Below are 11,927 nucleotides of genomic sequence, written 5' to 3'. Positions count from 1 at the left end.
AGATTGTCAAATAAAAAATGTATTATAAAATAAAATCACATGTTTATTACATATTTTTGTATTTATCAAATACTTTAAACTTGATAAACTCTGCGATTTTCATATCATATTGTTCTGCCATTGCCCTTAGCTTTTTACTTTCTGCTGGAGTGCAGTAGAAACCATATCTCTCTGTGCTTTTTTTCTCTTTATCTTTTAGTGGTGCTCCATATCTTTTCTTTGAAGTCTCACCCTCTGCATTTTCGATAAATGTTTCTATATCATTTGCCTTTTTTGTCTTTCTTTCTAACTCTACACTTTTAAAAGTGTTTTGTCTTTGTTGATTAATGTCTTTAATACCCATTGTATTTCCTTTCTTATTTAAATACTCTGCTATGTTTTCCTATACGCAATGCTATTAGTTCTAAGACTTCTTTGTCTTGCCTATAAATTAAAACTAAATCAGGTTTTATATGGCAATCTCTAGCACCTGCTAAATCCCCACTTAAAGCATGGTCTTTATATTTTGGTTCTAAAGTCTCATTATTGCAAAGTCTCTCTAAAACCTCCATAGTGTGCTTTAAGTCTTGTGGATTTAATTTCTTTGCTTCCTTAGTAAATCTTTTTGTTAAATGAAGTTTATACATACTAGATTATGCCCTCACTTTCAAATGCCTCTTTGACACTATTGTAAGTTTTAAGAGTGCCATTTTTTCTTTGCATTTCTGCTTCTTGCATGTCTTGCAGTATTTGCTTTTCAAATTCTTTTGGATAGCCATTTTCTGTATATTCTAACTCACTTTCTATCCCCTGCCTACTCTCACATATTTCAATATCTGCATGTATTTCACTTGCTAAATCTTTGAAATTCTTTACAAACTCTTGCTTTACATTCTTAATGACTAAAGTCATGTTATTTCCTTTCTTTAATGTATTTTATAAGTAGCCCATCTTGCTAACTTATTTGTTCGCTCATACTCATTGCCTTAATCTCACATAATAACTCATCATAAAACTTGATAAAATCACTATATGCCCTTTCACTCTCATTACAAAGCTCTGTAATGCCTAAACCTAAACCTGTTGCATTTCTATATGCCTCCCTTTCATAGATAACACTACTCATAAGCTTGAGATTATCTAAATCTTTTTCACTTATGTATATTTGCAAGTCTTTAACTTTATTTATCAAAAATGGATTAGGACTTGCCTTATTAATCAATATTAATGTTTTTGCATGTGGATTCATAACACTAATTTCATCACATATTGTTATCATTCTATCAAGCACTGCAACATCATATTGACTTGGTATTGTTGGCACAATAATAATATCCGCAACAACTAAAGCTTGTCTCATCTCTTTAGAATCTCTACCACCTGTATCAATAACAATACAATCATATTTTTTCTCTAGATTCTTAATCTCTTTTGTTAATCCATATCCTGTTCTCTGCAATGAATTAAACAAAAACTCATGCTCCGCATTTGTCCTTATGTCTATAAAGGCTTCTGTGCTTCTTTGTGGGTCTATAATCTATAAGCAACACTTCATCGCCCTCTTGTGCTAATTTAATAGCAAGATTCACACTCAAAGTAGTTTTACCACTGCCACCTTTTTCATTTGCTATTGCAATAACCATTTGAAATCCTTTTAAATAAATTTAATAGATAAAGCAATAAATAAGATAATATTATACCACATTTTATTGCTTATATATCTATTAATAAGCATTTTTTAAGAGTGAAAAATACATTTAATTAGCATTAAATTTATGTTTTTTATTTTCTTATTTATATATTAATTATCATTTAATATATTGTATATTATCTCATATTTAATGATATCTAAACATTAAATTAAAGAATAATAAAAACTAAAATTTAGCTATTAAAACGCATAAAAAGCATTTATTAGCATATTAATTAATCATACTATCAATCTCAAAACACATAAAAACGCTTATTAATAGATACCAAAGCCCTACAAGGACTTTGTGTTTAAAAAGGTGTATGTTGAACTAAACTAAAAAACTAGGGCGGGTGGCATGTGGGGATTCCCCTACGCCCCCCTATGCAATGGTGGGCTTCTCTCCTTTGCAATGACTGCCTTTATAACCCTTTTTTCAATTACACTATTAAAGCTATTTATATGCTTGTAGTCTGTAAAGCTTTTATGCTGTTTATGTGATAAAGATATATCTTTCATGCTAAAAGCTAGTAATGGTTTCCTTTTAGCTTTTAAATCTAGTTCTTGTTTAGATTCTGTGTTCTGTAAAGATTTGTTAGAAAAATCTTTTCTTGCAATAGATTCTGTGTTTTCTTGTTTGATTGCTTCAAAGATTACTTCTTTCAATTTTTCTTTTAACACTTGATTATTTGCTATGCCATTATATGCTTGTGGATATGTCATTGTAATATCTATAAAATGTAATTTAAAAATCTTTTCAAATTCTATTTTTGCTTCTCTTTCATCATGCAACGATTCTATAAGTTTAACATGTTTGCTTATATCATCTTTTAAGCACATAAGCTTTTCTATTGTGTCTTTATCTGTGATATTAGCTTCTTTGGTAATAGATTGCATGTCGTTTATATATTTGTTTTCTATGTTTGTATTAAACTCTGCTTTATCTAATTGTGTTTCATTGTCTTTAATGCTAGATTCTGTGTTTTCTGTATTAAAGTCTGCTTCTGTTGGCTCTGTGTCTGTTTCTTGCATATTTGTATCTATGCTAGAATCTGCTATGCTTTTATCATAAACAATATTATTTTCTCTTTCAATTTGATTAATGCAAAAATTAAAAAAGCTACTTTCTAATAGGTCTTGTCTGTCTATTTCTGCTAGGATAGAATCAAATATTGCAAATACATGTTTCTCTTTATTTTCTTGTAGTTTTTCTAATTGTTTTTCTATATCATAATCACTATGACTACAATAAGAAAAAATAACATTTTCTTTTAAGTCTGTATCTATACATTCTAAAAAGCTAGAATCTACTTCACAAACACATTTGCAAGTATTATCTTTTTCGCTTATAAAATAAAACTTATTTTTTACTTTATACATTATCCTATTTTCTCCATTGTTGCAAAAAATTGTGTCTCTTATATACTTTGTCAATGTATTGTAAGTCTTTGCAATGTTTTCTACTTTCATGCTGTATCCTTTCTCTTTAAACTTGCATTATTTAATTATTGGCATTTCTACTATGTCAATGGTATTTTCTAAGTCGTGCTGTATAATCCCATAAGGGTTTATATCATCTTTAAAATACCATGTTGCTTCTTTCTTTGTGTCTAGTGTTATCATTGAATTTTTGCTTGTTTGCAATGCGATTGTTACCCCTTTAAGCTCTGTGCTGTCTATATTCTCTCTTTGCTTTGCAATTCTTGCATTACCTATTTTTGCTGTTATGAGATTGTCTTTAAACTCAATAACCATTTTTGAAAATCTATCAAATAATGCAAGTTTGCTAAATTCACTTGATAATTTGGCTTTATATGTGTATTGGAATTTATCATATATGTTTTTATAATCTACATATTTTTTAAATCTTTCTACTTTACCGCTTATAATCCCTTTATCGCTTTTATACATGATTTCTACTTCATGTTCTTTTATGTTTGCATTAAAGGATATTTCTCCACTTTTTTTACTGCCTACTTTGATTAAGTTTTTAAGGCTGTAAAAATCAAGGTTTAACTCATCGCATTCTAATTGGCTATTATTACAATACACTTTAACTAGCACTTTGCTATCTGTAAAAATTACATATTCTTTTGTGATATGCAATGTTTTATATATGCTGTTAAATTCATTTTTGCTTACTTTCCACTGAAAAATTTTTGTCGGTATAAAAATTTGCATGTTTTAATCCTTTCTTGTTGTTTCCATATTTTGCAAAAAATCTATTATTTGGATAGCTGTATCATGGTAAAAATATCCAAAATCATTTATTGAATGCCATTTAAAGTTATCTTTGTCTTTTATTGTTTCTCTCCCTTTGTATGTAAAATAAAATAATCCTGCCCTATAATCATAGTAGGTTCTTAACTTGCTTTTTTCAAAGATAACTTCCTTTATACCTTTATAAAAGCTACTTAACTTTTTTCTTTCTGTTATAAAATACTCTATGTCTTTAATTAACTTGTCTCTTGCTTTTTTGTCTAATCTTTCTTTGTGGCATATACTCATCTGTTAATCCTTTCTCTTGTTAATTTGCTTCTTTAAGCTCGTTTAATATGCTTATAAAGTTTGTATAAACATATTTACTCATCATTCCCTTTTTATGTAGCCTTATTGAGTCGGTTTGCAATAAAATATTATCTAGGTATATTTCTCGCATGATTGGATTTTTAAAACTCTTTACACTCTCTTGCATTCTTTCTTTAAATGCTTTTATAATTTCGTTTTCTTGTTGCCTTTTTGTCAATATTTGCATGTGTTTATCCTTTCCTTTTTAAACACTTATTTATTTTTTAATTACTATTAATTTAACACTTAATAATAATTAAAAAAACTTCTTAATCTCTGCCTTGCGTAGCAAGGCAACTATAACAAATAATTCTTTTCCGCCGATTTTTATGCGTTTTTCACCTTTTCAAAATGTCTAATAATTTCTACATTTTCGCCCTTTCTCTCTATTTGTAAGCTTTCATTGCAATTAAAAATCATTGCATGATTAAAGCCTGTGCTATTTAGTATGTATTCCGCTTTTTTCAAAGCTTCTTTTGTTTCTTTGATATTAAGCTGTAACATGAAAATGGTTTCTAGCGTTGTATTGTTGATTTCATTCCATATTTTTATAGAATAAAATTCGGTTTTGCCATATTCAAAGTCTGTTGGCTCGGCTTGTCTTTCTAAAAAATCAAGCTTGTTTTGCTCTAAAGTATCTTTTAACCTTTCTAGCTCTTGGTTTATGCTTTTAATTACCTTTTCTTGCTGTAATATGCCTACTTCGCAAAATTCATTTGAAAAAATGTTATCTAGTGATTGCATAGAATCCATTATGCTAGATTCAATTACTTCATATTGTTGCATGTCTTTTTCCTTTCTTTTGGTTTCATTACTCTATTTCTACGATTTCATCAGCTTTGTAAAATTCAAGTGATGAAAACTCGTTTTTATCATTAACTAACATTTTTTCTTTATGGATTGTTAGTTCTGTTATGTCGCTGTCTTTGCTATCCAAAAATATACGATTATTATTCCTTGTAAAATGTTCGTATATTCTTTTTTTGCTGTCTCTGTTGTCTAGCTCCGCTTCTTTGTATGTCTTTGCTAGATAGTTAATCATATCTTTTAAGCTTATGCTTACAAAAACTCTACTGCGTGTAAATCCGCTGTAATATTCGCCTTGTAATTGTTCTGCTACAAAACAATCTATAATTTGATATTTTGTTCTCATGTGTTTTACTCCTTATTTGGTAATATACACATTATGTTTTTTAAATGTTCCCTTGTTATCTTTAATATGTCTATATTTTGAGATTCTGCCCTTGTCCTTGCTAACTCGCTGTTAATTAACTCGTTAAGCTTTTGTGCTGATTCTTTTTGATATGTTGGGTAAAGCACTGATAAGCAAAAAATAATATCCTTTTCACAAAATAGCTTTTTTAAAATCTGCATTGAATAATCATTTTGCATTACATTGCATATATAAAAAATAGTTTTCATTTTGTCCCCTTTATGCTTCTGTTTCGCTGTCTTGTGATTCTAAATCACTTTCGCTTATTTCATAATCCATTAATTCACTTGCTAAACTTAGTAAATATCCCTCAATGATTCTATGTTTTGCCCTGTCTGGTTGATTTAAAATCTCTGTAACGCTCATTTCTATAAAATCTGTTTCGCATTCATTGCAAAGATTATCAAAATATTCACTTATCTCTTTTTCGTTTTCATCATAGAATTTTTCCGCTGTTGCATACCAACATAACGCATGCCCTGTGCTACTTATGGGATATTGCAGGGTTTCTAGCTCATCTCTCAAAAAATCAAAATCTAGCTCTTGACTCTCTTTTTTCTTTTCTAGCTCTTTTATCATCTCTGCCCTTTCTTGCTCTGTGCCAAAATGTGAATAATTTTTTATGTTGTGTATTTTTTATCACAATCTAACCTTTGCAAACTCAATAGAATGGGATAATTATCCGCTATCATTTCTAATGCTTCCGCATTTAATCTTAAATCTTCATTTTCTAAAACTTCACTTAGTAACATTTTTTTATCCTTTCCTTTTTAAACACTTATTTATTTTTTAATTACTATTAAATTAACACTTAATAATAATTAAAAAAACTTTTTAATCTCTGCCTTGCGTAGCAAGGCTACTATAACAAACAATTCATTTACGCCGATTTTTTTAGCGTGGGCTTACCACTTAACAAGCCCTTGTTTATGGTCGAGTCCGACTCTGTGCTTCTCGTTGGCGTTCTTAATAATCGCATGTTTTAGCCCTGTTTCACGCATTAAGATTAAAGCGGTTTGCTCGGCTTCGGTTAGATTCTTGGTTGCTGTTTCCACGCTTCCTACACTAACAAGCGTATATAATGTTCCTTGTTCTTGTTGAAGTAGTGTAACTTCGTAAAATTCTGTTATAGGCTCTTGTAAGCTGTCAATAGCTCGCAAGTCTCCGCCCTTTGCTCTCTCTAGTGTTTTGATGTGTTGTTGTAGCATGTTATTCCCCTTTCTTGTTGTCTAACAATACGCAATGTTTAGCATTTATGCACTTTTCAAAATAGCATGTTATAGGCTCTTGTTCTTTTACATGTTTTAGCAAGGCTTGTATGTCATTATGCTTTTTAAAGCTTTTGCGGTTTGATATAAAACTAATTTTATTTGCTTCTATTGTCCCAAACTCTACTAACTCGCCTTTAAAACTGCTTTGGCATAAAAACACACATAAGGCGGATTTTAAGCCCGTTATGTTCCTTTTGTGTGATGAAATAGCGTTATAATATGTTGCCCCTGTTGCCCTGTTTGTCTGCCTTGTCGCATAAAATTTTGATATTTTCATTTTGCCCCCCCCTTATGCTTTCTTTCTTAGCCTAATTTCGCCTTTTATGATTGCTTGTAGTAGCTCCATGTTGCTATAATCAACTGCTATTTCTAAGGCGTCCGCTAATGTAGAATCCGATTCGCAATTAAAAAAACTTGCCATGCTGTCATAATAAGGGTTTAAAAGCTCATTTAAGTCTATATTATAGCCGAGTCTATTTAGTATGCCTTGTGCCTTTTCTAAAGTGTGATTAATAGCTAGGTAGCAAATATCTACTTTTTCATAATCTGTAAAAATTTCACTTTCTAGGCTTTCGTGGAATAAATCCGCTAATTTGTCGGCGGTCTCGCTCTCGTGGTAGATTCCGCTTAATATCTCCAATGCCTTGTAAATGTCGCCATATCCAAAGGGGCAAATTTTTGTTAAAAATCTGTCAAAGGTGTAATTACTGATTTCTTTTTTCATATTAGCCCCCTTGTTGTTAGCTCCGCTTTTATAAACTCAAAAAAGCCATTTTTTAAAGCTTCTTTTAGCTCCGATTCGCCCATGTTCTCTAGCTTTGTTTCAAGCAGTGCGGTTTCGTTTTCTTGTATTTCTTGCTCGTGCTTATCTCTTAATAGCACATTAACAAGGTTTTCTAAAGTGTAAAAATCATTATAGCCTAACATTGTTTTAACCTTTCAAGTAAAATTAAAAGGTTATTGAAGTATTAAGGGGTTAAAGTGTGGTTATTTTTGCTTTTGCTCTTGTTTGCTCTTTCTTGTTTCAATGTCTTTAATGTCTTTATAAGCTTTAAATACAAAAATTAAAGGCATTGCAAATAACATAATTAAAGGCGGTATTAATAAAATTTCTTGATTCATGGTTTTAGCTCCTTTCATTGTCTTTGATTTTGCTTATACATTCATAAGAAACAAAACCGCATGTAATAGCACACATAAAACAAACATAACAAGCAAGTAATACTAACATGCTATAATCACTGCTTGTGTAAATATATGCGATTAAACCCGTGCTAATTGTAGCACAAAATAACATTAACGACTTGAAAAAATCGCTTAAGCTTTTATAATATTCTTTCATACTGCCAAACCTTAGCAAAAAAAGCTAAAAGCATTATAACCTATTTTAACATTAATATTTCAAATAACCCTTAGAATCTAAAGAGAAACAAAAGGCTAAAAAAAAACTTGACTTTATTTTTTAATCTAGCTATAATGTCGCTTGATTTTGTTTCTTAAAGTCAATTTTGATTTTATCTATATTAGCAGTATAGTTAAAATCGCCTTTTAACTTCCTTTCTAAATTCATGCCATAATTATAACAAAATTTCAAAAAAAAGTCAATACAAAAAGCCCTATTTTACGCATTTTTTTATATTTTTTTAGCACTTTTTTAACGATTTTTTCATGTTATTTTTTATAAAAAAGTTATGATTTTTATAACCTATTTTATGCCCTTTTATGCTGTATAACATACAAAGCTTTTAAAGGGGGTTTTAAAGCTCGTTAGCAGTAGTCCGCCTTTGTTTGATAACCGCACACCACATAAAAAAAGCGATTTAGTCAAGGGTGGCGAAGCCATTAGTTTTATTTTTTTGCGTAAAGTGGAGTTGCCAAGTAAGTGAAGTTTAGTCCGCAAAAAAATAAAACTAACCACGCCCTTGACTAAAGCGGTTTTTTTATTATAATCTGCGGTTGAAAACAAAGTGGAATACTGCTACTAGCATATATTTATTATATGATTAGTTTATATTGTAAATCCTTGCCATTTATTATTTCAATCTATTGATTGTATTAATTAAGTAAAAAACTCGCTCAAATGTATAATATAAATCATTTAAAAGCTAAAAAAGTTGCGTAAATGTATAATATATGCTTTCTTTTACCTTTAATTATTAAAAAATTACCTATATTTATATATTTTTTTATTGCTTAATTAATGATTATATATCATTTTATTAGTATTTAAATACCATTTATATATGTAAAAATTATCATTAAAATAAATATAATTATATGCTAGTTAAATACTAAAATACATATAATTAACATATAAATTAAAACTAAATATATGCTATATTAATATCATTTAATAAATATTTTATATATATTTTATTATTAAACTATAACTATATAATTGCTAAATAAATTCTATTTTAACTATATTATATAGCCTATTTATCTATAATTATGCTAATATGCTTAACTCATCAATAGCTTTTACAAAATTTACATTTTTCATTTTCATGTAGAGTTTTATTGTATCTCCACCCTCTCCACAACCAAAGCAATACCATAGATTTTTTTGTGTATTAATTGTGAAACTTGCTTTATTTTCTATATGAAAAGGACATATTGCTACATAGTTTCTACCATTCTTTTGCAATTCTATTCCTAATCTTTCACATACATTCACTAAATCCTTATCTTTTACTTCCTGTATTCTCTCTTTTGCAATCATGGTTTCTCCTTGTGTGTTAGTTTGCTTTTCATGGTAACAAACGAGCGGTTTTGTCAAGGGGGTAGGCAAAGCAAAGCGTAGCCTACCAACGAACGAATGAGTGAAACGAAATGAGTGAAGTGTCCCTTGACAAAAGCAAGAGCGAAGTTTGTTATAATAGAAAAGCAAACACACAAGGAGAAACCATGCAAAAGAGAAAAGTAGTGAAAGATTAGCGTGTGGGTGTGATAAGAGAGACTATATTATACATTTACGCAACTTTTTTAGCTTTTAAATGATTTATATTATACATTTGAGCGAGTTTTTCTTTGTGTTTAGTGTAAATATTATTTTTCAATTCTTTTCCTTGCCATTCACAATATTTAGCTGATATTTCAAAGTCTATGAGATAAGGCTTATTAAAGGTAGAAATTTTTATTTAATAATTTTGCTATTTATGTATTCATGCCTTAGTTATATTAACTATATTTCACAATTCTTTATTCTTTTGTATTCCTCTTTTTGCTTCTCTAGCAATTCTTTACTCTTTTTAGCTTTTGCTTGTTCTGTAAGCAAGAAGTGTTGTTTTATTATCTGTTCTGTTGTATTTGTATTTTCATTAATTTCTATTGCTCCCAATGTCAATACAAAATCATTAAGACTACATGTAACGCTTTCATTTTCATTCACTTCATATATAACTTTGTTGTGTCTAAAAGAAACATTTGCATATATCACTTTATCTAAACTTGTAACATAGAATTTTTTTCTACACATGTGTTATCCTTTCATGCTCGTCTGCAATGTGATTATTTTGTGTTGGCATTACTTGTGGCTTATGTCTTTTAGCTTTGTATGTATTAAATGCTTTTACACTTGCATAAAAGGCAATAATTACACCAAATACAACGATATATACACTTATCATTACCATTAAGACACTAAACATTAAAATAATTTTTGTGTATTCAATACATTTTTGCATATTTTCTCCTTATTTTTTATATTAAAAATCAAATGGTATTTGAATATTATTTCTTTTATTATTCATTATGAAATCCATTTCTTTCATGGTTATGACTTGCTCTTTTATAGCCTGATTGTGTTTAACTACACTGCTATTTGAAATATCATTGCCATAAAATATTCTTGTTTCTCTATCAAAAAATACATTGTGTATATGATTTTTGCCTGTTTGCTTATTCTTTTGAAATACAATCTTTTTTCTGCTATGGTCTATCTCTTTTGTTTTCTCATCAACGACATTTTCTATGCGTATCATTATTGAACTAAAATAAGCACCTTTTTTGCTTCCCATAGGACTTGTATCATCTGTTTTGCTTGTTTGAACTATAAGCATGATAACAATGTTGTGTTTCTTTGCTAATCTTTGTAATATTTCAAATTTTGATGATTCCTCTTTCTCTCCCAATCCTGCAAAATTTTCATTAAAAATACACATTTGAGAATCTATTGCAAAGAATTTTATACCTGAAATAGCAAGGGATACAATTCTATTTTCTATCTCACTTATCTCTGTCCCCTCATCGATGATAATCATATTATTTTTTATGCTTTCTACATTTTCTTTTGTTAGCTTATTTGTTTCTATCATTTTTTTAAAGAATTTATGTCTTTTTAGAATGTGTGTATGTATAGGAAATTCAAAGCTAAATAGACATGTTTTATGATTTTTACTTAGATTTTCTAATATTTGCAATACAAGACTTGTTTTACCTGCTTCAAATTCTCCACTTATTAAGACTAATTGTCCTAATTCTATGCCTCTATCTAGCGTTTCATCTAAAAATGGTATTCCTAGCTCGTATTTTTGTATATTAATGCTGTTTTCTTTATAGAATTTATCCCACTCTGCAAATGTTTTAATAGAGTATTGTTCTCTATTTAAAAGCTTATGGTTATGTATTTCTTGCTCTATGTTGATTATTTTATATTCGTTAGTAGCATAATAGAGTTTTTTGCCAAGCTCATATTGTTGTCTTAAGATATATTTTTGTTCTAAGAAACTAAGATAATCATCTATATTTGTAATAATATGTTTATTTGCCAACATAAGCATGACATTGTTTTCTTGTTGTCTGTATTCATTAATGAGTAATGAAACAATATAAGCACCATCAAGCTGTTTATTCTCATAGGCTTTTTGTATGGCTTCATAATATGGATAATATTCCTCTGTAAGCCAATACTTTGGGACTTTTAAAAGAAAATTTGTTGCTTGTGTTTGTGGGGATATTAACACTGATGAAATTATGATTGTTTCTATTCTATTTGCAATATCTCCATGTAACTCTTGCTCGTAAAATGTTGTTTGTATTTGCATATTGTTACTCATGTTTTACCTCTCTTATTTGTATTGATACTTTATTTTGTCTCTAAACATGTTTCATCTAAGTTTTGAAATAGACTTGGTGTATTGTCATATTCCTCTGTTTCTTTAATGCTTTTCTTTTTTGAAGTATTTGACACTTTGTTTTGTCTATA

Annotated in this window: 21 protein-coding genes and 1 pseudogene; all 22 read right to left on the bottom strand. The window is 29.0% G+C overall.

Annotated elements, in window-relative coordinates:
- Positions 1 to 46: 46 nt before the first annotated feature.
- The 22 genes and pseudogenes from T368_RS0112560 to T368_RS15820 all read right to left on the bottom strand — a co-directional run bounded on the left by T368_RS0112560 (position 47) and on the right by T368_RS15820 (position 11,778).
- Complete coding sequence (locus T368_RS0112560) at positions 47 to 343, bottom strand: hypothetical protein (RefSeq protein WP_004089449.1); 297 nt, start codon at positions 341 to 343, stop codon at positions 47 to 49.
- 13 nt (positions 344 to 356) lie between these two features.
- Complete coding sequence (locus tag T368_RS0112555) at positions 357 to 626, bottom strand: type II toxin-antitoxin system RelE/ParE family toxin (protein ID WP_004089447.1); 270 nt, start codon at positions 624 to 626, stop codon at positions 357 to 359.
- 1 nt (position 627) lies between these two features.
- Positions 628 to 891: a hypothetical protein gene (locus T368_RS0112550; protein WP_004089445.1), complete on the bottom strand. Its 264-nt coding sequence runs from the start codon at positions 889 to 891 to the stop codon at positions 628 to 630.
- A gap of 43 nt (positions 892 to 934) precedes the next feature.
- A pseudogene (locus T368_RS14305) lies at positions 935 to 1,622 on the bottom strand (AAA family ATPase).
- A 419-nt stretch (positions 1,623 to 2,041) separates the two neighbouring features.
- The gene (locus tag T368_RS0112540; RefSeq protein ID WP_004089437.1) at positions 2,042 to 3,139 is read right to left on the bottom strand and encodes a hypothetical protein; all 1,098 of its coding nucleotides are present in this window, start codon (positions 3,137 to 3,139) and stop codon (positions 2,042 to 2,044) included.
- A gap of 27 nt (positions 3,140 to 3,166) precedes the next feature.
- Entirely contained in the window at positions 3,167 to 3,850 is a 684-nt protein-coding gene (locus T368_RS0112535) for a hypothetical protein (RefSeq protein ID WP_004089435.1), read from the bottom strand.
- Between the two features lie 3 nt (positions 3,851 to 3,853).
- Positions 3,854 to 4,177: a hypothetical protein gene (locus T368_RS0112530; RefSeq protein ID WP_004089433.1), complete on the bottom strand. Its 324-nt coding sequence runs from the start codon at positions 4,175 to 4,177 to the stop codon at positions 3,854 to 3,856.
- 19 nt (positions 4,178 to 4,196) lie between these two features.
- On the bottom strand, positions 4,197 to 4,424 hold the full coding sequence (locus T368_RS0112525; protein WP_004089431.1) for a hypothetical protein: 228 nt from the start codon (positions 4,422 to 4,424) through the stop codon (positions 4,197 to 4,199).
- Between the two features lie 140 nt (positions 4,425 to 4,564).
- Positions 4,565 to 5,023 (bottom strand): hypothetical protein, encoded by a 459-nt coding sequence (locus tag T368_RS0112520; RefSeq protein ID WP_004089428.1) that lies wholly within the window; start codon positions 5,021 to 5,023, stop codon positions 4,565 to 4,567.
- A gap of 25 nt (positions 5,024 to 5,048) precedes the next feature.
- A complete protein-coding gene (locus T368_RS0112515) occupies positions 5,049 to 5,390 on the bottom strand; it encodes a hypothetical protein (protein WP_004089425.1) in 342 nt (113 codons plus the stop codon).
- A 5-nt stretch (positions 5,391 to 5,395) separates the two neighbouring features.
- Positions 5,396 to 5,659: a hypothetical protein gene (locus T368_RS0112510; protein WP_004089421.1), complete on the bottom strand. Its 264-nt coding sequence runs from the start codon at positions 5,657 to 5,659 to the stop codon at positions 5,396 to 5,398.
- A gap of 10 nt (positions 5,660 to 5,669) precedes the next feature.
- Positions 5,670 to 6,029 (bottom strand): hypothetical protein, encoded by a 360-nt coding sequence (locus tag T368_RS0112505; RefSeq protein ID WP_004089418.1) that lies wholly within the window; start codon positions 6,027 to 6,029, stop codon positions 5,670 to 5,672.
- Positions 6,030 to 6,070: 41 nt separating this feature from the next.
- A complete protein-coding gene (locus T368_RS17235) occupies positions 6,071 to 6,202 on the bottom strand; it encodes a hypothetical protein (RefSeq protein WP_004089416.1) in 132 nt (43 codons plus the stop codon).
- Positions 6,203 to 6,355: 153 nt separating this feature from the next.
- Positions 6,356 to 6,658, bottom strand: a complete 303-nt coding sequence (locus T368_RS0112495; RefSeq protein WP_004089415.1) for a hypothetical protein — start codon at positions 6,656 to 6,658, stop codon at positions 6,356 to 6,358.
- Position 6,659: 1 nt separating this feature from the next.
- Complete coding sequence (locus T368_RS0112490; protein ID WP_004089412.1) at positions 6,660 to 6,998, bottom strand: hypothetical protein; 339 nt, start codon at positions 6,996 to 6,998, stop codon at positions 6,660 to 6,662.
- Between the two features lie 12 nt (positions 6,999 to 7,010).
- On the bottom strand, positions 7,011 to 7,445 hold the full coding sequence (locus tag T368_RS0112485) for a hypothetical protein (protein WP_004089410.1): 435 nt from the start codon (positions 7,443 to 7,445) through the stop codon (positions 7,011 to 7,013).
- Positions 7,442 to 7,648, bottom strand: a complete 207-nt coding sequence (locus T368_RS0112480; protein WP_004089408.1) for a hypothetical protein — start codon at positions 7,646 to 7,648, stop codon at positions 7,442 to 7,444. The genes T368_RS0112485 and T368_RS0112480 overlap by 4 nt, the downstream gene beginning before the upstream one ends.
- A 60-nt stretch (positions 7,649 to 7,708) precedes the next feature.
- Complete coding sequence (locus T368_RS17230) at positions 7,709 to 7,843, bottom strand: hypothetical protein (RefSeq protein WP_004089404.1); 135 nt, start codon at positions 7,841 to 7,843, stop codon at positions 7,709 to 7,711.
- A 1,327-nt stretch (positions 7,844 to 9,170) separates the two neighbouring features.
- Positions 9,171 to 9,443 (bottom strand): CHC2 zinc finger domain-containing protein, encoded by a 273-nt coding sequence (locus T368_RS0112460; protein WP_004089398.1) that lies wholly within the window; start codon positions 9,441 to 9,443, stop codon positions 9,171 to 9,173.
- A 462-nt stretch (positions 9,444 to 9,905) separates the two neighbouring features.
- Complete coding sequence (locus tag T368_RS0112445) at positions 9,906 to 10,199, bottom strand: hypothetical protein (protein WP_004089395.1); 294 nt, start codon at positions 10,197 to 10,199, stop codon at positions 9,906 to 9,908.
- Positions 10,192 to 10,407 carry a hypothetical protein gene (locus T368_RS0112440; protein ID WP_004089392.1) on the bottom strand — a complete coding sequence of 72 codons (216 nt, stop codon included), beginning with the start codon at positions 10,405 to 10,407 and terminating at the stop codon, positions 10,192 to 10,194. Before T368_RS0112440 ends, T368_RS0112445 begins: the two co-directional genes overlap by 8 nt.
- Positions 10,408 to 10,428: 21 nt before the next feature.
- Positions 10,429 to 11,778 carry an RAD55 family ATPase gene (locus T368_RS15820; protein ID WP_004089389.1) on the bottom strand — a complete coding sequence of 450 codons (1,350 nt, stop codon included), beginning with the start codon at positions 11,776 to 11,778 and terminating at the stop codon, positions 10,429 to 10,431.
- Between the last annotated feature and the right edge of the window lie 149 nt (positions 11,779 to 11,927).

The sequence above is a fragment of the Helicobacter bilis ATCC 51630 genome (assembly GCF_000686565.1).
GTDB lineage: Bacteria > Campylobacterota > Campylobacteria > Campylobacterales > Helicobacteraceae > Helicobacter_A > Helicobacter_A bilis.
Note: the sequence above shows the minus strand (reverse complement) of the source record. Positions and strands in the feature narration are given on the sequence as shown.